The sequence below is a fragment of the Parasphingorhabdus sp. JC815 genome (assembly GCF_040717415.1).
Classification (GTDB): Bacteria; Pseudomonadota; Alphaproteobacteria; order Sphingomonadales; family Sphingomonadaceae; genus Parasphingorhabdus.
In genome coordinates, this window is the sequence record NZ_JBFEFM010000002.1 from 361,858 (window position 1) to 385,701 (window position 23,844).

The window sequence follows — 23,844 nt, forward strand, 5'->3', positions numbered from 1 at the left end:
ACACCCGCTATAGCCCCCAGCCGGTTATTCATATGAACGAACAGGATTCAAAGATTAGGGAACAGTCCCGTTGATACCTGTTCGCTAAAACCTCCACAATTGCTAACCATAGAGCTTATGAAGATGATGGCGCATTTGTCATAATGATAGCCAATTTTGCTAATATTGCCGGATAACTTAGGCTCCTTCCAAATATATTGTGATATTATTACATCCCGGACTAATAAATTGATTAGCTGAGCATTGTTCAGTTCTGGTTAGAATGACCCCTCAAATTACCGATAAAACGCAATGGTCTGAATGTGGGATTTGAATCTGGCTCAGATATGTATCCGAGCTTTTTTTGGGGGGGGGGGGGGGGGAAATGACGAAACAAACGAAAAGCCGTACTAATATTATTTCAGGTACATCGGCCCGGGGATTGCTGATGGGATCGGCAGCCACTCTGGTTTTTGCCGGATTCGCCGTTCCTGCTCACGCTCAGGAATCATTTGAAGATAGTAGCAATATCATTACCGTAACCGCCCGCAAGCAGCGCGAAACACTACAGGAAGTGCCAGTTACCGTTACCGCCATTGGTGGTGATACATTGGATAAATTTCAGGTTGATCAGGTCGCAGACGTTGTCAGCCGCGTTCCGGCTCTGACTGTATCAACTGGCGGTTCCGGATCGGGTGGCCAGATTGCACTGCGCGGTGTTGGCTCATCAAGTCTTTCGGCAGCTTTTGACTCTGCCGTCGCCTTTGATTTTGACGGTGTTCAAGTGAGCACGATGCGGATGGTGCAGGCCGGTTTTTTTGATGTCGAACAGATTGATGTGCTAAAAGGCCCGCAATCGCTTTTCTTCGGGAAAAGCGCGTCTGCCGGCGTATTTTCTGTCCGTTCAGCCAATCCCACGCAGGATTGGGAAGCAGGCGGAAAAGCGTCTTATGAATTTGAAGAAAATGCTGTGATTGTTGGCGGTTATATCTCTGGCCCGATCAGCGACACCCTGGGCATCCGGATAGCGGGGCAATATACCGATATCGACAAATATATAGAGCTTGAGCCCGGGACACCCGCGATAAATATGACGCGGGGTAAAAGGGATTTTGTGGGCCGTGTGACGTTGCAATGGGATCCAGCCGACAATTTCAATGCCAATCTTAAAATAAACTATGTCCGCAACCGAAATGACGGCGCAAATGGTCATATAGATATTCATTGTGGTCCCAATGGCCGCGCCGATGAAATTGCTCTTCTTGGTGGTGCAGTTGCCATTCCTTCCGGCGCCAGCTGTAATACCAACGACGGTCTTTACCCGCTCTCCGATCCAGCTTCTGTTTTGCAACAGAAATTTCCCGAGGGAAGCGGCGGCGCTACGCGCTATAAAGGCACGCCTTATGGCGAAGCGGATATATTTCTTGGCCGGCTAAGCTGGGATCTGGATTTATCCGACCATCTTACTCTGTCATCTGTTTCCGGCTATCTTAGCCTCGATGCGGATGATTACGACAGCTATGCCATAGGCGGTGTAGGCCCGGCATTTAACCCCAATGGCATCCCGATAGCAGCGATCGCGCCAGCTCTCGCGGCGGCTAACCTCCCCGGTTCTGCACAGGCGGCTGGCCAAGGGAATGCACGCAACAAGACCGAACAATTCAGTCAGGAACTGCGCCTGACCAGTGATTTTGACGGCATGTTCAATTTCATGGTCGGTGCATTTTACGAAACCCGCGATATTGACTTTAATTCAGCGCAACAGGTTGTGCCTATCTCGCTTGTTGCACCGGATCCTGTGACAGGAAACACTTTTGATTATTTCAAAAAGCAGAATACAAAAACCGAAGCACTTTCCTTCTTTGCCAGCACCACATTGGATATAACCGATCAGTTGCAGCTATCCGGCGGTTTGCGGTGGACAGAAGAGAATAAGACAAGCCGGATTTCGGTTCCCTATGTCCATACGATCCTGTCATCAGGCGGTGCTTTTATTCCCAGTGGTTTTTTCTCCGGGCCGATCGAGTTCAAGGATGACAATTTCTCTCCCGAGCTGTCCATCCGCTATCAGGCGACACCGGACGTCAATATCTATGGTTCATTCAAGACCGGCTTCAAGTCCGGTGGAGTAGACAATAGTTCTTTACCATCGGCTGGTTTGCTGGACTTTAACAGCCCCAACCCGGCTGTTCGTCAGGCGGTTGCAGATTCGCTGCGGTTTGAATCGGAAACGGGTAAGGGCGGAGAAATTGGTGTAAAGAGCCAGTTTGCAGGCCGATCAGTGACATTTAACGTGTCGGGCTTCTACTATGTGTTCGATGATCTGCAGGTGCAGAATTTCAACAATGCGACGATTCAGTTCGAGACATTCAATGCCAGTCAGCTCACCAGCAAAGGCATTGATGTTGAATGGGCATGGTCCACGCCAGTATCCGGGCTTAATTTCTCAGGTGCGATGGCATATACCGATGCCAAATTCTCGAAAGAGTTTATTACCGTTGATCCAGATGGTGTGCCCAATACGGGGGACGAAACCGATCTGAACGGCCGTGCTGCGCCGCGAGCGCCTAAATTTGCGGGTAATATCGCCTTCGACTGGACAGCCCCGCTTGGCAATAGCATGGAGTTCGGCTTGAACGGCAATCTGCAATACACCAGTTCCTATATTACCAACCAACAGACGCTGAACGATTATAAACAGGATGGCTATGTGACTGTTGATGGAGCGGTGTCTATCGGTCATCCCGACGGAAAATGGAGATTGTCGCTTATTGGCGTTAATCTGACCGACAAACTCTGGACCAATTCAAGTGGAGTCCGTCCTCTACAGGCTAGCCCGGGTATGGGACTTCCGGTTGGTGACGATTTGATCCTTACGCAAAACCGCGGTCGTCAGGTCTTTGTAGAAGCCAGGTTCAAATTTTAAGAAACCTGCTTCGAATAATCAGAAAAAGCCGGGTCAGCACAAGCTGTTCCGGCTTTTTTGGGCAGAATAGCAACGGCTAATCCGCACAGCGATAGCCTGTATGTTCTGATTATATATGCTCGAAACCCGACAGGGAAAATAATTGGTCTTTGAGAGGTAACATCATGGAACAAGCGCTTAAACAATTGCTGGACAAGCAAGCGATTACAGAGACTCTATGGCGTTATTGCCGTGGCATGGACCGGATGGACAAGGAGATTACTCTCTCCTGCTGGCACCCCGGCGGCACAGATGATCATGCGCCTGTGTTTAAAGGTACTGCAGAAGGCTTTATTGAATGGCTGTGGCCGGTGCACGCGGAAATGACCGCGACCCGGCATTTTGTCAGCAATATTTCCATAGAATTAAACGGTGATCATGCTGCTAGTGAAAGCTATTGGCATGTCCAGCTGCGTATTCCGCGCAGTGACGGCATTTATGATTTAATCGGCGATGGCCGCTATCTCGATCATTTTGAACAGATTGATGGTGTCTGGGCCATCCGTCACCGTACATCCATTGGCTGCATGACCCGCGTCAGCAAAGTCGACCCGGCTCCAGAAACATTTGATCCGCCCCTGATCATACCCAATAATCCTGAAAGCCAGACTGCCCATTGGGCCCGCGACAAAAGTGACTTTTCCTATTCTCTATTTGCCGAAATCATGGCTGGAAAGAACCAGTAAACCCGGTCTTTACCAGCCCTCTTTCACATCCCAATATCCGGAAGAAAAATATGACTATAGACACAGCTCCCCTTTTCCAGCCACTCAAGCTTGGCAATATTGTCATGGCTAACCGTATGGCAATGGCCCCCATGACTCGCCAACGGGCCTATCTTGATGGCACACCGACTGCGGTGGTCGTCGAACATTACCGGCAACGGGCCTCCGCTGGATTGATAATTACAGAGGGGATTGCGCCCAGCCAGATGGGGCTAGCCTATCTTTTCGCGCCAGGTCTCTGGACTGACCGGCACGAAGCAGGCTGGAAAATGGTTGCCGATGCAGTCCATGAGGAAGGCGGTCATATTTTTGGCCAGATCATGCATTCAGGGCGCCTGACCGACGAGTTGCAATTGAATGGTGAGCAGCCCTTTGGCCCATCAGCGGTTCAACCAGACCCGACTGCGCGTCATTATACGATCAATTGCCCGCGCGCAAAACGGGTTTATCAACGCCCCCGCGAAATGACCCATGAAGAGATTTTGGGAGAGATTGACGCGTTTCGCGATTGCGCCGTGCGCGCGCAACGGGCCGGTCTTGATGGTGTCGAGATCCACGCGGCTTCCGGCTATTTGCCCATGCAATTTCTTTCGACAAACACCAATTTACGCGAAGATGAATGGGGTGGCACCGTTGAAAAACGGGCGGCATTTTTGCTGGCCTGTGTCGACGCGATGATTGATGCAACCAGCAAAGAATTTGTCGCCGTTAAGTTTTCACCCGGCTGGCAGTTCCATAATGTCTTCGATGATGACCCGCAAGCAACCTACAGCTATGCGACCAAAGAGCTTTCCAAACGTGGTATCGCCTATCTGCAATTGGGCAATTACGGTATGGACTGGGATGTCTATGGCACCCTTCGCCCCCTGTTCGATGGTCCGGTGGGCTATGTTGCAGGATTCACCCGCTCAACAGGTGCAAAAGCAATTGCAGAAGGCGGAGCAGATTTCATCTGTTATGGCCAGAATTACATTTCCAATCCCGATCTTGCCGAACGCTATAAAAACGGGTGGGGCCTCAACAAGCTGGATGCCGACACCTATTATACCCAAGGTGAGGAAGGCTATACCGACTATCCTTTTTACGCAGATAGTAACCCCGACGACCTTGTCGATGTTGATCAGCCGCCTACCCCGATAAAAGTATATGCGGACTAATGAATATAACGGGATGAACGCCCTTGAGCATCATATTCTCATGTTAGAGAATATGACATAGCCTCTGCCTCTCCATTTATATCATACCTCGGGCAAGATGCCGGTCGACCGGCTCTTGCGCGGCTTCTTCCGCATCAGCTGTTTGGATAAGCTGTGAAAAAGCCTTGTTTTGGGACAGGAATATCTTGCCCGATAATTCATCGAGAAAATAGGAGCGTTTAAGCCTGTCCATCACTGGCCCTTTCACTTCGGAAAGGTAAAGCAAAATGCCGCCATCTTCGAGGCGGTGGTTGATGGCTTCAAGACTTTCCAATGCCGAAGCATCAATTGTATTGACCGCCGAACACATCAGGATGACATGCCGCACTTCCTCTTGCTCTGCTACCTGCTCGAGAATAAATTCTTCAAGCCAGCGCGCGTTTAAGTAAGTCAGGCTTTCATCAATCCGAATGGTCAATATGCGCGGATCGGTGAATACTTTGTGGCGCTTTATATTACGGAAATGCTCGGTTTCAGGAACGCGCCCGACAATCGCGGCATGGGGCCGTGAACTGCGCCACAGGAATAATGCGAGGCTTAGCCCGACCCCTGCAATAACACCCGGCTCCACGCCCGCTAACAGGGTAATACCGATGGTTGCGGCCATTGCGGCAAAATCGGCTTTTGAATAGCGCCAGATAGTGCGCGGGGTTTTCAGATCGACCAGACTAAGCACAGCAACAATGATCGTCGCCGCCAGAGTTGCAATAGGTAGCGATGCAAGCAGCGGCGTTAGAAACAGCGCCGCCACCGCGATGCCAATGGCCGTAAAGGCACCTGCTGCCGGTGTTTCTGCACCTGCATCAAAGTTGACAACCGAGCGCGCAAAGCCTCCGGTAACCGGATAACCACCCGAAAAGGCGGCTGAAATATTGGCAGTGCCCAGTCCGATCAACTCTTGGTCCGGATCAATTCTCTGGCGTCTTTTTGCTGCCAATGTCTGGCCTACAGAGACTGATTCCACAAAGCCGATAATCGTTATGAGCAATGCCGGAATGGCCAGTTCTTGCCAAAGATCGAAATCCATCAGCGGGACTGTCAATGGCGGTAGGCTTTGCGGGATGTCTCCAACGACTTTAACCCCTTTTGCTTCCAGCCCCAGCATTATTGTCGCGATTGTAGAAACAGCGACAGCTATAATTGGTCCGGCTTTGGCAAGCAATTCTGCGGGACGACTTGGCAAACCAAGACGGACCAAAAGCGGTTGCAACCCTTTGCGGACCCAGAACAAGAAAGCCGTAGCAAGCACGCCGATAATCAATGTCGGGATATTGACCGTGCCGATTGTTTTGCCGATGCTGGATATAAGGTCGGGCATTGTCGCGCCGCTGGCTTCAATACCCAAAATTGATTTTAGCTGACTGGTCGCGATGATGATACCACTGGCGGTGATAAATCCCGATACAACCGGATGGGAAAGCAAATTGGCAAGAAATCCTAGCTTTAGAATCCCCATCAGTAAAAGGAACAGACCTGATAGCAACGCCAGCACCAGTGCCGCAGCGATAAAATCAGCACTGCCGGGGGCTGCGATGGCGCTTGCCGCCGTCAGCGTCATCAATGATACAACCGCTACCGGCCCGACCGCCAACGTGCGGCTCGTTCCGAATATGGCATAGGCAATCAGGGGCAATATAGACGCATATAGACCGATTTCCGGGGGAAGTCCGGCCAGCATCGCATAGGCCAGACTTTGCGGAATCAACATGATCGTGACTATGACCGCTGCGACGCCATCATTGGTCAGCGTCGTTCTGTTATAACGACTGCCCCAATCCAATATAGGCAAATAGCGGAAAAGCTTCATAAATACGCCTTCAATCTGAGCCAATAGGTTGCGGTTTTACCATCCATTCACGCCCTTTTAACATGCCGTGCCAATAAACCGGCGGAAGTATCGTGTCTTTGAGTAACCAGGACAGGCGAGAAGGCCGGGTGCCATCAATCAGCCAGGAAGGAAAACTTGGGGTCAGTTTTCCGCCATAGCCAAATTCAGCCAGCACGATTTTACCGCGCTCCACAGTAAGCGGGCAGCTCCCATAGCCATCATAATTAGCGGCCATCGGCTTTCCATCAAGTGTTGCGAGCGCATTGACCGCCACAACTGGAGCTTGCTTGCGCGCTGCGGCCATGGTTTTGGCATTAGGGGCGTTGCAGGCATCCCCCAGTGAGAAGATATTGTCATATCTGATATGACGCAACGTTGTCTGATCCACTTCGACAAAGCCGTCTACGCCAGCCAAGGGACTATTGCGGACAAAATCAGGTGCGACTTGGGGTGGGACGACGTGGATCATGTCGAAACTTTCTTCGACACGCCTGGTACTGTCACCATTTTTCTGTTCAAACGTCGCAGTTTTTGCTTCGCCATTCACAGCGACCAGCTTCGATTCAAAGTTCAGATTTGCATTATATCTTTCGATATATTCCATGAGCGCAGGCACATATTCCGAGACACCGAATAGCACGGCCCCACTATTGTGAAACTGCACATCAATATTATCGAGGACAGCTTCTCTCTCCCATTTACTACATGAGAGATACATGGATTTTTGCGGTGCACCGGCGCATTTTATCGGCATCGGAGGTTGCGTAAACAGTGCGCGGCCGCTGGTCATGTCCTGCACCAAGCGAAATGTATAGGGTGCCAGATCATAACGGTAGTTGGACGTGACACCATTTTTTCCCAAAGTTTCCGCAAGGCCCTCAATCTGTTCCCAATCGAGTTTAATACCCGGACAAACAATCAGCACATCATATCCGATTTCCCGCCCGTCGGATGTCTGGAGGCTATTATTTTGCGGGTCGAATGTCATCACAGCGGATTCTATCCAATGCGCGCGATCAGGAATGACATCTTGTTGTTTCCGATGTGTGAACTTCGCAGAAAATACACCTCCGCCAACCATCGTCCAACCGGGTTGGTAATAATGGTCATCAGCGGGATCAATGATCGCGAGCGAGAGTTTCCGGTTACGTTTCAATATACTCGACGCTGTTGCGATACCGGCAGAACCACCGCCCACAATAACCACATTAAAAGACTTGCCATGCGTTTCAGGGAATGGTGATGCTTTGGTCATTTCGGTCAATCCTATTATCTCTTTACTGGTCATTGAGCGCCTTTCCCGATTATATCGGGGTTATTCCGTCACGCGATGCACCAACATTCCTACAAGCAATGCGGCAACAAACATCAAAGCGGGAAAAGGATTTATCGCTAAATTGGCAAAGCCGGGTCCGGGACAAAGACCGCTGATCCCCCAACCGGAACCAAATATTAATGCACCTACCATGAGCTTGCGATCTATCACCGAGGCTGTTGGCAAGGAAAAACCTTTATCAGCAAAAGGCCGGTCGAGCTGCTTTTCTATTATCCAGGCTATCGCCATGGGAATCATGGCACCGCCCATTACAAAAGCAAGGGTCGGGTCCCAAGGGCCGAATAGATCCAGAAAGCCCTGTACCCGCGCAGGATCGGCCATGCCCGAATAGGCTAGGCCAGCGCCAAAGAGCGTGCCGGCAAACAGGGCTATCAATATCTGTCTCATAACAAGCCCCCTGCGCGCATCAGAGCGACCGTGGCAAACCCGCTTGCCATGAAAATGGCCGTGGCGATCAGTGAACGCGCAGACAATCTTGTCACTCCGCAGACGCCGTGACCACTGGTGCAGCCCGAACCCAGACGCGTGCCGTAGCCGACCAAAAGCCCGCCAATGATGAGAGGGATGCTGGATGACGGGAAACGGGTTTCCACGCCGCCCATAATCAAAGATATTATCAGGGTTCCAAGTGGCAGGCCGATGATAAAAGCAATCGCCATAGCGCGCGGCGTGCCGCTAGCGGCAATTCCGGTAGCGCGCGCGGCCAAACCGCTGACTCCGGCGATGCGGCCAAGGCCAAGCAGCATTAATGCTGCGGCGATGCCGATTAGCAGACCGCCGATCAGTCCTTGAACCGGCATGGCATGGGGAAATGCAGAAAGCATCAGACGCCGTTCAACGGAACTTTAAGATAACGCAATCCGTTGTCTTCCTTGGGTGGCAGACGCCCTGCCCGCATATTGACCTGAACCGATGGCAAGATCAGCCGCGGCATGTTGAGCGTTTTGTCTCGCGCTGTCCGCATTTTAACAAATTCGTCTTCACTCACCCCTTCATGCGCGTGGATATTACCTTTGCGTTGCTCTTCAACCGTGGTTTCCCAGACATATTCGTCCCGTCCTTCGGGTAGATAATCATGGCACATGAACAGCCGGGTGGTATCCGGCAATGACAACAGCCGCCGCATGGACTGATATAGCTTTCGGGCATCACCACCGGGGAAATCGGCCCGCGCTGTTCCATAATCTGGCATAAACATGGTATCACCAACAAACACAGCGTCGCCAATGACATAGGCGATATCGGCTGGCGTATGCCCCGGAACGTGCATTACCGTGACGTCCAGTTTACCGATTTTGAATGTATCGCCATCCGCGAACAGATGGTCAAAGTCGGAGCCATCGCGCTGAAACTCCGTTCCGGCGTTAAACAATTTTCCAAAGACGTCCTGAACCATAAGAATATGCTCACCGATAGCGATTTTGCCGCCAAGCTTTTCCTGCAAATATGGAGCCGCCGAGAGATGGTCGGCATGAGCGTGGGTTTCCAGCAACCATTCCACTTCGAGGGCATGCTCCTTCACATAGGCAATGGCTTTATCAGCAGAGGCAAATGACGTTCGACCGGACGATGGATCAAAATCCAATACGCTGTCGATGATCGCCGCAGCTTTTGTTTCGGGATCGTGGACAACATAAGTCACAGTGAATGTTTCGTTATCAAAGAACGCCTTGATCTGCGGTATATGTTGCTGCGCGCTGATGATTTGAGCGCTTGCATGGGCCAGGACCGAGTCTACCATTGTTAATCCTCATAGATTCATATTTACATAAATTATGTAATGCACTATATATATTGCGTCAATAGCATTTCTCTGTAACCCCTCGGGAGGAGATAGAATCAATGACAGAACAGTTTCAGATGCAATCAGTTCCATTGCGCCTTGGCGATGCAGCACCGGATTTCGAGGCGCGTTCAACGCACGGACCAATTAAGCTGTCTTCTTTTCGCGGGCGCTGGCTGATTTTTTTCTCGCATCCAGCCGATTTTACACCGGTTTGCACAACCGAATTTGTAGCCTTGGCAAGGCATGCGGATAAATTCGATACATTGGATTGCGCGCTTTTGGGCCTGTCCGTAGACAGCCTCCATTCCCATCTTGCATGGATCAGAGCCATTGAAGACAGGTTTGGAGTGAACATACCATTCCCGATCATCGAAGACCCCAGCATGGCTATTGGCCGCGCCTTTGGCATGATTGACGAGAACTCAACCGATTCCGCCACGATGAGAACAAGCTATTTTATCGATCCGAAAGGTATTATCCGGGCGACTACTAGCTATCCGCATAATGTCGGACGCTCGGTTGAAGAAATGATCCGCATGGTTTCAGCTTTGCAAATGGCCGAAAACAAAAATATTCTAACACCAGAGGGGTGGCAGCCCGGTGATGATGTACTTTCGCTGCCTCCGCTTACTTCTACGGAAGCCCGCAATGAAGAGGACTGGCTCTGCCATTCGATAAAAGCACCATGACCGCAATTTTTGAAAGCCGCGAACGGGCAGATTTTGCTACTGAAAAGCTCAAAGTCTATGCCCAGCCGCAAAGATTGATGATTTTGTCTTATCTTTTGCAGGGCAGGAGCACTGTTAGCGAAATTGACGAGGCTACGAACATAGGCCAACCTGCACTCAGTCAACAACTCGCAGCGCTCAGGCGCGCAGAGGTCGTAAAAACACAAAGAGAGGGAAAGCAGATCTGGTATGATCTTTCTGACGATACAGCCCGCCTTTGTGTCAGAACGATGGAGGCCCTGCTGGTCGACAATCCTGATCCGCAAAAAGTCCGGGATGCAACTAAATCACAGCCTGCGTCCTCCGAAAATCAGCCAACTGGCATCGGGGTAGCTGGCTTTGCCAGAGTTTTGTAAAAAACATATGATTTTCGCTAGCTGACAGCCGGATGACCAATATCTTCAGATCGGGCAGCTAAAACAGACTTGAAATGGCACCCCGTCGTTTCTCGACCCGAACAGATGATAACCACTATAGGCGTGAGACTTTGAGCAGAGTCATATAGGTTTAACGGAGGCGAATAGCTCCTGACCGATTGACTCAAACTATTTGGCGCCGCGGCCGCTTACCAATACCGATGGCTTCATTACCGACACAGCTCCTGCGTCGTCCCAGCGGGTGTTGGCCCTATAATAGCCCTTATGGCGGCAGAGATCGCTTGTGCTCTCTCCTCGCACATCTTGCTTGTGAGTGTTTTGGCTTCATATTCGTTTCTTGCAATCACTGCAACAAATCCAAAACACTCACATATTTCTATGCAGAATGTCTGCTTTCTAAATGATGTCGCGGCGCGTGGAGACCGACATAGTAAAATGATAATATTCGCTATCTATCAAAATGTAATTCGGACTCCCGCATTCGCTTTTAACGTATAGCTATTACCCATATCCTTGAACGGGCTGGAGCCTGAAACTTCGGTATAAAGGGTCACCCCTCCGTTCAAATTGATACTGCCCCCTAAGCCGATTTCACCCCAGAGCCGGTCATTTGCATAGTCGACCGGCGTCCCGGATACTTGCACACGGGTTCCGTCTAGCCACTCATAGTTCAGATTAACGAGACCATATAATTTGCTGCGCCCGTTGCTCAAGCCGCTTTGGTGATCAAGCGCGATACCCCAGCGACTCTTTAAGCTGGCTCCTTTCTCATCTGAAACAGTTGCTCCTGCGGGATCAATGAATTTATCAAAGCGAACGTTCGAATAGACCGTCTGTATCTGCGGTGTGATGCTGAGTTTTGTCCCAATCATGCTCCGCTTTCCTATTTCGATACTGAACGATTCACCGCTGCCATCATTGTTCCGCACCAAATCGCCAAGTACATCTGAGTTGAGGTCACTGTTATACCGGCTATATTGTGCTTGGCCGTCGACATAAAAACCGTTGAGACCATACCACGTCAGTGTCGCGCCAACCCCATAGCCCATTGTATTGATCGATCCATTGCCAAAGATCGAACGGACGTGGCTGTCAGCATCACCATAATGGGCAGTTAGCCCGGCGACCAGACGCTCACCCTTATCGGTTTGGGCAAGCTCGCTCTCTGCGCCCACCTGAAGTTTCCAGTCTACGATATTCTGATCCGAAGAGCTGGTGGAAACTTTGGCATTGGCGCGGTTGCGCGTGGCCTCCATCCGTCCCCAGATTCCTTCACCGTGGGCACCTGCTGCCCAACTGCGATTCCCAATGCGCTGTTGCATTGTCGGCAAGCCATTAAGTGCCTGCAAATTGCTGCCATAAGCTTCATAAACTGGGACACCCGGCTGATAGAGTGGTGACTCCGGCTCATCTGGTTCATTAAGCAATGCAGAACGCAAATACCAATCGCCATCTGTCGGAGTGCTGACCCCGCCTTGGTAGAGGCGATAGCCATAGGCTCCGGCAATTACAGCATCATCGCCGTTAAATATATAATCACCGTTCAAGATAAACTCGCCATCAGATGATCCGTTTACTTCGATGATTTTTATACCTTCGACCGTTTGGCCACCCAGCCCATCTCGATTTATAACATCGAGATAGCTTGTGCCTGATGTTGCACCGCTCACGATCAACCGACTTGTGGCGGAACTGTCATCACCCAATGCTGCGGCAATTTCAACGCGGCCATTATTACCGACATAATCACCATTGATCGCAAGCGACCCGAACGCACCGTCGAAACCGGGTGCAATCGTACCATTGTTAATCGTCGATCCTACGCTGCCGGTGCCCGTAAGACGGCCAGCCTCGCCAATAGAGATATCACCCCCCAAAATACCGTTGACAGCCAAGGTGCCAGCCGCAACGCTTGTTGCGCCGGTATATCCGCTGTTATCCGCAGTTAGCACGACTGTACCTTCACCGCTCTTGGTAAGGGAACCTCCACCGGAAATAATTCCGTCCAATATCAGCGAGCTATTTGCATCGGCGCGGAACGAACCTGTTCCTGCAATAACATATTCACGGTTGCTAATAATATCGGCGGTCGTGTGCAATGTTCCGTCGTTAAACGTCACCGAGCCTGTCACCGAACCAAGGTTGGCATCCGAACCGATTTGGAGCGTTCCACCGTTAATCACTGTGCCAGCAGTGTAGCTATTTGTGCCTGACAGCACGAGTGTGCCAGCGTCAGTTTTCACCAACTTGCTATTACCGTATAGATCGGCGTTGACCGTCGCGACAAACTCTTCGCCTATAGCCGTCCCATCGCCCACACGGATGGTAGATTCCGGCCCATCGAGCAAAATGCTGTCGCCGGTAATCGTATAGCCACTCGTAGCAAACTGCATTCCTGATGTGGCAACATTTCCAAGACTGTTGTCGACGGTCACGGTCCCGGCAGTGCCGCCGAATACGGCAAAAGAACTGTCGCTATACGGGGCGTTTACCGAACCGCTCGCATCAGTCCAATTGTCATTACCGTTACTATTTTGCCAGATGCCATCGCCACCATTGATTATATTATCATTTTTGGGGCCTGACGCGCCGTCCCAAAAATCAAGTGTCAGTCCTGAACTGTTTACCAGATTTACCTGGCCCGACACCGAAGTTTGTACTGTTACGCTACTGCCTGCCGGCAAGCTACCAAGAGCAAGCCCATTATCAGTGAGTATACCGTCATAATTGAAGACCCGGTACACACCCACATCGAAGGCGCCGCCAGCGGTAACTGTAACATCTATGGTGCCGTCAAGCGCCAGATTGCCGCCAACATTCACGAGATCATTCAAAGCACCGCCCACAACATTTGCAGCTCCGAACTCATAATTGAGTTGCGAACCGGAGGACAAATCCAGATTACCGCCTATGGTCAGAGTGCCTGCCCCACCAGCGCCAGGAGTCAGTATCGCGCCATCCGCCAGCGTCACATTGCCGCCGATCGTACCGGTTCCGCCAAAATATGCGCCCGACAGGACAGTTACATCACCTGAGGCCGTACCATAGTTGCCATTGACCAGAACCGTACCGGCGTTGACATTCATAGCGCCCGTATGACTTCCGGTACCAGACAATATCAACGTGCCAGAGCCGCTCTTGGTGAGACTGCCCGCACCAGAGATATCGCCACCAAGATCGAATGTGGTATTTACATCGGTCTGGAACGTACCCGCACCTGCCAAATCGACTGAACGGTTGGAGCTGAAACTCGCAGTTGTACTCAGCGTACCGCCATCAAAGCTCAATCCGCCCATCACGTCACCAAGGTTCACATCGTCAGAGATGCGAAGCGTGCCGCCATTAATGGCCGTTCCGCCAGTATAGCTGTTGGCTCCAGCGAGTATGAGTGTGCCCGTGTCGGTCTTCTCTAGCCCTGCCGTGCCGACTAGCTCGGCATCAATTGTAGCTACATAGCCTGAACTTGCCGCGCTGCCGTCGCCAACCTGCACGACAGCCTGAGCGCCTGTAAGCGTGAGCGGATCGCCACTAATATGATAGCCATCGCTGGCAAACTGCATGCCCGAAGCCAGAACATTGCCGTTACTATTGTCGACTGTCACAGCCCCCGGGGCAGCTGAGAATACGGCGAAACTGTCCTGCATGTAATCAGCGTTCACTGAACCATCGAGATCGGTCCAGTTGTTGGAGCCACCTGCAATCTGCCAAACACCGTCACCGCCGTTGATCGTGCCGTCATTTTTCGGTCCGGCTGCACCGTCCCAGAAGCTCAAGGTTAATCCAGCCGTATTGACGAGGTTCACTTGGCCGTTGATTGCTGTTTGTACCGAAACTGCACTTCCGCCCGGCAATGTACCAAGGGTTAGGCCATTATCGGTTATCGTGCCGCCATAGTTAATAGCACGGTAGATTCCAGGTCCAAAACTTCCGCCCGTAGGAACCGTTACGTTGATTGTACCATCTAGAACAAGATCGCCATCTACGTTGACAAGGTCGTTGAGCAACCCGCCCGCAACATTGGCCTCTCCGAATTCAAAGTCCATCAGCGACCCGTCATTCAGCACGAGATCACCGCCCACCGTTAAAGTGCCAACGCCATCTGTGCCCGCGGCAAGCGTCGCACCATCGGCGATAATCACATCACCGCCGATTATGCCGGAACCGCCCAATAATGCCCCCGTCACCACGCTAGTGAGGCCGGTAGCGCCCGATTGGTCACCATTTACAAAAAGGCTTCCGGCGTCGACCGCCGTATCTCCGGCGAAGCTGTTGGTGCCGTTCAGGACGAGGCTACCCGCTCCGGTTTTCGTCAATCCACCAGCACCAGTAATAGAGCCATTCAGCGCTAAAGTAGTGCCCGTATCAGTTAGGAAACGACCCGTGCTGCCTACATTTATCGCGCGGTCAGAAGTCATATCTGCCGTGGTATTAATTATGCCGCCGCCAAAACTTATCGCGCCAGCAAGATCACCAAGATTGGCATCGGAGGAAACACGTAATGTTCCGACATTGATCAGCGTACCACCTGTATAACTATTGTTACCGGTTAACACGAGCGTCCCAAGGTCGGCTTTCACCAGTTCGGAAGCACCGGAAAGCGTTGCGTCGATCGTCGCTGTATATCCAGTTCCAAGCGCCGAGCCGTCGCCAACCCGGATTTTCGCCTGAGGTCCGACAAGAGTTAATTCCTGTCCGGTAATCCGGTAACCGTCGCTCGCGAACTGCATACCCGAAGCGCTGACCGCGCCGAGGCTGTTATCCACGCTCACGATCCCGGGCGTTGCCGCAAATATGGCAAAACTGCCGTCGGTATAGGCACCATTTACTGCGCCTGTGGTTTCGGTCCAATTGTCATTTCCAGCGCTGTTCTGCCATATCCCGTCGCCTCCGTTAATGGCGCCGTTTGATTTGTTGGCCGCGTTAGCGCCGTCCCAGAAATTAAGCGTCGCGCCGGATGCATTGATTAGATTTACCTGGCCCGCGACTGACGTTTGGACTGCAACGAGACTACCGGGCGGCAAGGCGCCGGTTACCAATCCATTGTCGGTGAGTGTGCCGTCATAGCTAATGACGCGATAAAGGCCCGGGCCAAAATCGCCGCCCGCTGTTACCGCAACGTCAATCGTGCCGTCGAGCGTCAGGTCGCCGCCAACCTGTGTATGATCATTCAGCGGTCCGCCAACGGTATCCGATTGCCCGAAATCATAGGTTAGCGATGTACCATTCGATAGCTCAAGATTGCCGTTAATCGTCAGCGTTCCCGGACCTGTTGCATCACCAGGTGTTAATATTGCATTGTCTGCAATAATAACATTACCGCCGATAGTTCCCGTTCCACCTAATGCGCTGCCACTGTTGACAGTGGTAAGACCTGTGGCCAGCGACTGGTCACCGTTTACCAGAAGCGTACCAGCATTAACATCGGTGGCTCCGGCGTAGCTATTATTTGCCAGAAGAATTGTCGTGCCGGGGCCTGCCTGCGTAACATTACCCGTACCTGATATCAGACCGGCAAAACCAAGCATATCAGAGCGGTTAAACAGGAGCGTTCCGTTGTTGAGAACATCTCCAATTATTTCACCGCTTGTACCGCCGTTACCCAATTGCAGTATTCCGGCGCTAATGGTGGTGCCACCTGTGTAACTATTTGCGCCTGTAACCGTGAGAGTGCCGCCACCAAGTTTTTCCAGTGAGCCGCTTCCAGAAACAATCCCTGAGAATATTATATCGTCCGAGCGATTGAAGGCCACTGACCCGTCATTGACGATGTCGCCTATCAGACTTCCCGATGCACCGCCATTGCCAATAGAGAGCGTACCTGCATTGACTGTGGTTCCACCGGCATAGCTGTTTCCGTTTGTCAGAACGAGCGTACCATCCCCATCCTTAGTCAAGGCACCAGCGCCGGAGATCAGACCGTCCAAGGTGAAAATCGTGCCGGCGTCGGTCAGGAAACTGCCTGTACCGGCGAGATCAACGGCACGGTTTGACGAAAAGCTCGTTGTGTTATTGAGAGTACCGCCGTCCAGGCTAAGCCCGCCAGCGATATCGCCAAGATTGGAATCATTGACAATTGACAATGTACCGCCGTTTATTGCGGTGCCACCGGCATAGCTGTTGTTGCCGGTGAGCACGAGCGTACCACCTAAATCTTTGGTAAGCCCAGCGGTTCCAGTGAGTTCCGCCTCGATCCGTGTCACGATACCAGCGTCGCCGGGGCTGCCGTCACCAACGCGCACCAATGCTTCGGTGCCGGTCAATGTTAGCGTATCGCCAGTTATGACATAATCGCTTGCTGTAAATTGCATTCCCGTGGTCAAGACAGCTCCGCCACTATTATCAACAGAAACGACACCGCCGGTTCCTTGGAATATTGCAAAGCTATCCTGCGCGTAATCTGCGTTAACTGTGCCACTGACTTCGGTCCAGTCGTTAGCACCATTTGCCAGACGCCAGACGCCGTTGCCGCCCTGGATCACGCCGTCATTCTTTGGCCCTCCAGCGCCATCCCAGAAATTGAGTATGAGACCAGCCGTATTAACTAGATTTACCTGATTTGAGATCGCTGTCTGGATGAACCCGGCACTACCGCCCGGCAGAACGCCGAGGGTTGCGCCATTGTCGGTTAACACGCCGGAATAGTTGAACATCCGATAGACGCCAGGACCGAAATTACCGCCAGACGGCTGCGTAACATTGACAATGCCGTCGAGTGTCAAATCTCCGGCGACATTGACAAGGTCGTTGAGCGGACCGCCCGGCACATTCGCCTGGCCAAATTCGAAGTCCAGTTGTGACGTATTTGCAAGAGCGAGATTGCCATTTATCGACAAAGTACCGACGCCATTTGAACCAGCCGACAAAATACCGCCATTGGCGATGGTAACATCACCACCAATTATGCCGGTACCGCCTAGCATCGCACCGGAGGCGACGGTGGTCAGACCTGTCGCACCCGATTGGTCACCATTTACAATTAATGCACCGGTGTTGACATTGGTCGCACCTGCATAGCTGTTATTTCCTGAAAAAATCGTGGTTCCTGGGCCGGATTGGGTGACGGAGCCGCTCCCGCTAATGACACCATCCATTGCCAGCGAACCGGACCGGTCAAATAGGAGTGCACCATTATTCAGTACGTCCCCGATAATCCCGCCCGTAGCTCCGCCATTTCCGATCTGTAGTGTACCGGCGCCAATTGTTGTACCGCCGGAATAAGTGTTGTTCGCTGTCAAAACGAGCGTGCCGTCACCGCTCTTGGTTAGTCGACCCGCACCCGATATGGTGCCGCCCAAAGTAAGCGTGGTCGCCGGATCAGTCAGAAATGTTCCATTGCCCGTAAGGGTAACATTACGACTAGATGTCATAGTCGCGGTTGTGTTCAGGCTTCCTGCGTTGATCGTCAGACCGCCCGAGGACGCGCCAAGATTACTATCGCTTGATACACGTAATGTTCCGGCTGAAATTATAGTCCCGCCGGAATAGCCGTTCGTGGCTGTAAGTGTCGTCGTGCCATTGCCGATCTGCGACACCGATCCACTTCCTGTTATCGTACCATCAAATTGATAGTCGTCGCTTCGGTTAAAGATCAAGTTACCGTTGTTCGCAACATCACCAATGATATTACCTGTTACACCACCATTGCCCAGTTGTAGTGCCCCTGCACTGATCGTGGTTCCGCCGGAATAATTGCTGTTCCCTGTAAGAATTGTCGTTCCGGTTCCAGCCTGAGTGACAGTACCTGTGCCGCTGATTGCACCGCCATACACAAGCTGGTTGGAGCGGTTAAATTGAAGCGCGCCAAAATTGTTGACGATTCCGCTCGATATTGATCCCGTTGTGCCGCCAGCACCAATGGACAATATTCCGTCGTTGATATTCGTACTGCCGGTGTAACTGTGATTGCCGGTCAGCACCCATTTACCGCTATCATTTTTAGCCAGTGAGGTAACGCCTGAGCCAGCATTTCCGATTGAGCCGGCAAGTGTATTGTTGCCACTATTCGTGCCGCCTAAAGCGATAGTACGCGCCTGATTATTGCCTTGCAATGTTACTGGGCCGATGTCGGTGAAAACAATCGCGCCAGTGCCAGAAGATTCGATAAAGGTAACCCCGGAGGACAGGGTGAACAACCGATCGGTAGTATCGCCACTCCCTGTGTATCGCAGGGTTGAACCATTGCCGATAATCAGATTGGAGGCAGCAGCCGACGATGCGCCAATACTACTGGCAATCCCGCCATCTGATAATTTGCTGACACCGAGCACGCCTCCACTGATCGTTGTAACGCCAGTATAATTGCTGTTCGGATTGGTTAATATCCATGTCCCGGAATCAAGCTTGGTTAGCGACGTTAAGCCAGATCCATTATTTGTGACCTGACTGGCAAAAGTATTGTCAGCTGTGCTGGCTCCCCCCAGCCGCAATGTCTGGTTTGTGTCCGGGGTCAGATAGGAAATAGCTGCGTTATTTGTAAAATTGATCGCGCCTGTACCATTGGCATCTATCCCGCTCGTCGCTGATGATCCCAAGGAGAACTGGCGATCAGTATTATTACCAGCGCCAATATATCTCAATGTTCCGCCATTTAGAATGAGGTTGCTAGGATCTGCCCCAGACGCCCCCATAGAACTGGCGACTCCTCCATCTTCCAGACAAGCCACGTGAAGCGTCCCGGAGTTTATGATGGTGCTGCCGGTGTAAGTGCTGTCACAGCCCGAGAGAATTTGATTAAAAGCACCGTTTTTAACCAGACCTCCAGTACCACTGATAGCGCCAGCATAAGCGGCAGAGCCGGAACTCGGGGCGTTAAGCGTCAAAGTAGCAGTGCCGAGCAGTACATTACCTCCCGCAGCGCCGCCGCCGTAAAGAGCTCGAACTATATTATCGAAATTATTGAGATCGAGAACCGCATCGGCAGCGTCTGCAATTGATATATTTCCAGTCCCAAATACGTTGGTCGTACCCGCACGGAGGGTGCCGCCATCAATTATTGTGCTCCCTGAATAGCTGTTGTTACCGGACAAGGTCAAAGTGCCGGGGCCATCCTTACGCAGTCTTCCTCCGCCGACAACTTCTCCAGAAAATTGCAACGTAGTTGCGGCATTATCTACAATAATAATACCATTACCGCTTTGTAACGTGAAACCACGATCCACACTCACGTTACCGCCGGTATAAATCAGCGCACCGTTTGAAAATATAAGATTAGACGAGTCACTTGTCGAAGCTCCGATAGCGCTATTTTGACCACCATCGGCCAGACAGTCTACCGATAAATAGCTGGTCAGGGTCGTTGCTCCAGTATAGCTGCTGTTACACCCTAACAGCTTTAAACTATATTGATTTGAACCTGAGCGGGTGAGGCCGCCACTCCCGGTTATCGATCCGTTAAACGTGCCGCCTGAAGTTACATTCAGTATAGCGTTTCCAAGATCAACATTTCCAGCACCAAAAAGTGTTGATACATTATTGTCGAAACCGTCCAGGTCAAGCTGTGCGCCTGACTTTACGTCCATGGCTCCGCCGCCGAAAACATTCTCGGCTCCCGCACGTAACACACCATCATTGACAGTTGTTCCGTTCGTATAGCTATTAGCGCCTGTGAGAATTAATGTACCCGCGCCCTCTTTTCTAAGAGCAGTGCCGGTCAATATACCCGAAAGCGTAAGACTTGCACTCGCATCGGCGACACCCACGCCGCCACCGCCCGGACCAAAGGTCATGCCGCGATCGGTACTGGTTGTCGTGCCCGTGTAGGACAGGGTCCCACCTTCCAACACAATATTCTCCGAATCGCTACTCGCCATACCGATATTACTTGTCATGCCGCCGTTGGTCAGCGTATCGACAGCCAGCGTTCCCCCGCTAACCGTAGTTACACCGATATAATCATTTGCAGCATTGCCAAGCGTCAGTGTGCCCGCGCCGGATTTGGTAAAACCTGCATCGTCGGGACTGGTAACAAGGCCGGTAAAAACAAGGTTGGAGGCCGAATTAGTCACCTCAATTGCTCGCGTCACGCCGCCGTTTACTAGGGTGAAACCGCGGTCGGTAGTGGCGGTAGCTCCGGTATATTGTAGCGTTCCACCCTCGAGGATCAAATTAGCTGAGGCCGCCGAAGAAGCACCGATACCGCTCGATATACCGCCATCGCCAATATTGCTGACGCTGAGCACGCCATTCGTGAGGTTAGTCACACCGGAATAACTATTCGTCCCTGAAAGGACTGTTCGCCCGCTACCACCTTTAACAAAACTGGTTGCGCCGCCGTTGTCGACGATGGCAGACTGGATCGTGAATGTCCCCGTGCCATTCTGCTGGATGCCTAATGCCCCTCCGCCAGCTCCGCCGGTCAATGAGCCTCCAGTGATTGTCTGGTTATTTGCAAGAACACTAGGTGCCACGATAATCGTTCCATCAACACCCAGAGTGTTTCCACCTCCCACTGTAACTGTCGAAGGGGCTGCGGCTGTATAACGCAGTCCGCCCAATTGAACATTGCCATTGACCGTGCCCATGAAAGGGCTGTCTGCGGGTCCACCAGCATCGCTGATGATTTCGCCATTGAGCCAATTGCCGGCATCATCTTTGTCGGTATAGTCACTAGCGTCGAAAGCGATAATGCCACCGCTTAGAACCTTAGCATAATCGGAACCGTTAATAGTAGCCCAGCCCCCTAGAGCACCGTCAGGATTCGTTGTCCTGATGGCACCATTTGCCGGTACAACGAAATTGGCGAGTCCGCCTACGCGGCTTAGTGCGCCAAGATATAGGTTGGTAGTGCCTCCTCCACCGGATACCGCCTGTATAATATTGCTACCAGCCGAAATAACGGTGCCATTGAAACTCTGATTATTCACTTCCCCGGCAGCGCCAATAACCTCTATTTTACCACCACTTAGCGTCAATTGTGATAACGAGCTGACGATATTATCTACCGGTCCGCCTGCAGATGAAAAATCGATCGCCAACTTACCGCCACCGACATTCGTCGTGCCTGTATAACTATTTACTCCTGTCAAACTCAGCGTTCCGGCGCCAAGTTTGGTCAGCCCGCCAGTGCCGGCAATAGCGCCGCCATAAGTTTGCGCTGTAGCCGCGTTCACGGTCAACGTACTACCGTTTAGCGCGATCGTGCCGCCCGAACCCGCAAGTGTCGGAGTTTCTAAATCAAAGCTGCCTGCATCCAGCGTGCCGCCATTTACAGTTATTCCTGTTACGATGCCGAACGCATCTGCATTACCAGCTCGTAAAGTCCCACCATTCATAATGATGGCACCCTCTCGGCTATTGGCTGCATTCAGCTCCCAGACGCTAGAACCTGTACTAATCAGATCACCTTCGCCCGAGATCACGCCTGAAAAACTGTTTTGCCCGGCATAGTTGCCGCCAAAACTTATGCTGTCCATCCATGGGTTCGCAGGATCAAACGAAAGATCTCCTGTTAGCGCGAGAGCCCCCGTCCCTTCATTGTGAATTCCGGCTCTTCCATTGACACTCCAGATCCGGTCACTCGTATCGCCAGTGCCGACATAGGTCAGGATTCCGTTATTACCAAGATTGACATTTGCGTTAACACCAAGCGAACTCGCCGCTCCCGAATTCGCCAGAACCGAAGCCTTTACGACACCGCCTAGAATATCTGTGAGTCCTGTATAGCTATTGGCGCCGCCTAAACTAATCTCGGCGCCTGCGCTGGCACGAAAAATCACAGAAGGCGAAGCTCCGCTGAGCACGCCAGATAGATCAAATCCGGCACTGACCGCTTCGAACCGCGAAGCAGACGCCATTTCTATATCGCCAGTAATTGATAGCGTCCCGCTGCCCACATTAAGGAACCGGCGCAGTGTTCCACCGCTCATCACCCAGTTACGGTTGGTAGTATCGCCCGTACCATTGTACGCGATGCGATCAGAATATTGGTTGCCTCCTGTAAAGTAAATGGTGCCATCTGCCACCGTTGTCGGAGCGCCGAGCGAGCTAGCCTCACCTAGATTACGAACGGAAGAGAAATAAAGAAGACCCGAGCCACCATTAGCGCCAAACATTCGTGTCGCGCCAGTATAGCTGCTAGCATCATTGGTCATTCTGACGCCGTTATGCACATCGACGTCGCCGGCTCCAGTGTAGAGTGCAGTGCCTGTGGAAGCTCCGCTCAGACTGACCCGCGCTCCTGACGCGACCGTTACTGTCCGGTTCGAAATACCGGAATCAATACGCAATTCGACATTACCGTTTACTTCGATATTGTTGGACAGATCACCTAAGGCAGCGTCACTGTCAGCATGAAGAAAACCATCGTTCAGCGCGATTCCCCCACTAAACGTATTTACACCTGTAAGATAAAGTAATCGGCTCCCCGTTTTCACAAGCCCGTCAGTACCCGCAATTACGGAATTGATTGTTGTATTACCTGCGGTATCAATAGTTGGGGTGGCACCAGCAAGCGTAAGGGTGCCCCCGGTCAATGTGTAATTATGGACGTTGAAGGACATGTCGTGCACCGTAATCGGCTCACCCAATGTCACTGTACCGGCCGTACCACCAAATATGGCATTGTCGAGAAGCGTATTATCCCAAGGGGTGTCGTAAGGGCCGCTAACACCGTCATCTCCCGGACTCCAAGTAGGGCTTGATAAATCCCAGGTTCCTGAACCGCCATTGCCGACAGCAGTGCTATTAGCATCCCAGTTTCTGTCAGCATCCTGTGCATGGGCCGTACCGACTAGTGAACCGGCAAAAAGAAGAGCCCCGGCGGAAACACCGCTTAAAAGACGAAGGGGAAAATTAGCACCGTGCGCCCGCTCAGATTTCAGTGTAATCATTTCCTGTACTCCATCTTGATAAAACCAATAGAAGATGAAGCCAGCGGCAGTGGATCATGTTTTTGAAATATTATGTGACCCATTTTATCATAATGAT

General features: G+C 51.8%; 11 protein-coding genes. 5 read left to right on the forward strand and 6 right to left on the reverse strand.

Annotated features, from left to right (window positions below; genetic code table 11):
- Positions 1-364 precede the first annotated feature (364 nt).
- From AB1K62_RS07490 to AB1K62_RS07500, 3 genes are all read left to right on the forward strand, one after another.
- Positions 365-2,905 (forward strand): TonB-dependent receptor, encoded by a 2,541-nt coding sequence (locus AB1K62_RS07490; RefSeq protein WP_367002592.1) that lies wholly within the window; start codon positions 365-367, stop codon positions 2,903-2,905.
- A gap of 164 nt (positions 2,906-3,069) precedes the next feature.
- Positions 3,070-3,630, forward strand: coding sequence for a nuclear transport factor 2 family protein (locus tag AB1K62_RS07495; RefSeq protein ID WP_367002594.1), 561 nt, complete (start codon positions 3,070-3,072; stop codon positions 3,628-3,630).
- Between the two features lie 50 nt (positions 3,631-3,680).
- Positions 3,681-4,826, forward strand: coding sequence for an alkene reductase (locus AB1K62_RS07500; protein WP_367002595.1), 1,146 nt, complete (start codon positions 3,681-3,683; stop codon positions 4,824-4,826).
- Positions 4,827-4,902: 76 nt separating this feature from the next.
- On the opposite strand, the gene sulP is transcribed toward AB1K62_RS07500, so the two are convergent.
- From sulP to AB1K62_RS07525, 5 genes are read right to left on the reverse strand one after another with little or no spacing between them, the layout of a single operon-like run.
- A complete protein-coding gene (gene sulP, locus AB1K62_RS07505) occupies positions 4,903-6,672 on the reverse strand; it encodes a sulfate permease (RefSeq protein WP_367002596.1) in 1,770 nt (589 codons plus the stop codon).
- Between the two features lie 10 nt (positions 6,673-6,682).
- Positions 6,683-7,948, reverse strand: coding sequence for an FAD/NAD(P)-binding oxidoreductase (locus AB1K62_RS07510; protein WP_367002808.1), 1,266 nt, complete (start codon positions 7,946-7,948; stop codon positions 6,683-6,685).
- A gap of 60 nt (positions 7,949-8,008) precedes the next feature.
- Entirely contained in the window at positions 8,009-8,416 is a 408-nt protein-coding gene (locus tag AB1K62_RS07515) for a DUF6691 family protein (protein ID WP_367002597.1), read from the reverse strand.
- Positions 8,413-8,853, reverse strand: a complete 441-nt coding sequence (locus AB1K62_RS07520; RefSeq protein ID WP_367002599.1) for a YeeE/YedE thiosulfate transporter family protein — start codon at positions 8,851-8,853, stop codon at positions 8,413-8,415. Before AB1K62_RS07520 ends, AB1K62_RS07515 begins: the two co-directional genes overlap by 4 nt.
- Positions 8,853-9,770 (reverse strand): MBL fold metallo-hydrolase, encoded by a 918-nt coding sequence (locus tag AB1K62_RS07525; protein ID WP_367002600.1) that lies wholly within the window; start codon positions 9,768-9,770, stop codon positions 8,853-8,855. Before AB1K62_RS07525 ends, AB1K62_RS07520 begins: the two co-directional genes overlap by 1 nt.
- A 101-nt stretch (positions 9,771-9,871) precedes the next feature.
- Between AB1K62_RS07525 and AB1K62_RS07530 the strand changes: the two genes are divergently transcribed.
- Positions 9,872-10,504: a peroxiredoxin gene (locus AB1K62_RS07530; RefSeq protein WP_367002602.1), complete on the forward strand. Its 633-nt coding sequence runs from the start codon at positions 9,872-9,874 to the stop codon at positions 10,502-10,504.
- The gene (locus AB1K62_RS07535) at positions 10,501-10,899 is read left to right on the forward strand and encodes a metalloregulator ArsR/SmtB family transcription factor (protein WP_367002604.1); all 399 of its coding nucleotides are present in this window, start codon (positions 10,501-10,503) and stop codon (positions 10,897-10,899) included. Before AB1K62_RS07530 ends, AB1K62_RS07535 begins: the two co-directional genes overlap by 4 nt.
- A 476-nt stretch (positions 10,900-11,375) precedes the next feature.
- Here the strand turns inward: AB1K62_RS07535 and AB1K62_RS07540 are convergent, their stop codons facing one another.
- Positions 11,376-23,747, reverse strand: coding sequence for an autotransporter-associated beta strand repeat-containing protein (locus tag AB1K62_RS07540; protein WP_367002605.1), 12,372 nt, complete (start codon positions 23,745-23,747; stop codon positions 11,376-11,378).
- Between the last annotated feature and the right edge of the window lie 97 nt (positions 23,748-23,844).

Bases quoted from the DNA above. Each gene is read 5' to 3' on its own strand.
- AB1K62_RS07490 (WP_367002592.1), top strand. From the start codon at position 365: ATGACGAAACAAACGAAAAGCCGTACTAATATTATTTCAGGTACATCG.
- AB1K62_RS07495 (WP_367002594.1), top strand. From the start codon at position 3,070: ATGGAACAAGCGCTTAAACAATTGCTGGACAAGCAAGCGATTACAGAG.
- AB1K62_RS07500 (WP_367002595.1), top strand. From the start codon at position 3,681: ATGACTATAGACACAGCTCCCCTTTTCCAGCCACTCAAGCTTGGCAAT.
- sulP (WP_367002596.1), bottom strand. From the start codon at position 6,672: ATGAAGCTTTTCCGCTATTTGCCTATATTGGATTGGGGCAGTCGTTAT.
- AB1K62_RS07510 (WP_367002808.1), bottom strand. From the start codon at position 7,948: ATGACCAAAGCATCACCATTCCCTGAAACGCATGGCAAGTCTTTTAAT.
- AB1K62_RS07515 (WP_367002597.1), bottom strand. From the start codon at position 8,416: ATGAGACAGATATTGATAGCCCTGTTTGCCGGCACGCTCTTTGGCGCT.
- AB1K62_RS07520 (WP_367002599.1), bottom strand. From the start codon at position 8,853: ATGCTTTCTGCATTTCCCCATGCCATGCCGGTTCAAGGACTGATCGGC.
- AB1K62_RS07525 (WP_367002600.1), bottom strand. From the start codon at position 9,770: ATGGTAGACTCGGTCCTGGCCCATGCAAGCGCTCAAATCATCAGCGCG.
- AB1K62_RS07530 (WP_367002602.1), top strand. From the start codon at position 9,872: ATGACAGAACAGTTTCAGATGCAATCAGTTCCATTGCGCCTTGGCGAT.
- AB1K62_RS07535 (WP_367002604.1), top strand. From the start codon at position 10,501: ATGACCGCAATTTTTGAAAGCCGCGAACGGGCAGATTTTGCTACTGAA.
- AB1K62_RS07540 (WP_367002605.1), bottom strand. From the start codon at position 23,747: ATGATTACACTGAAATCTGAGCGGGCGCACGGTGCTAATTTTCCCCTT.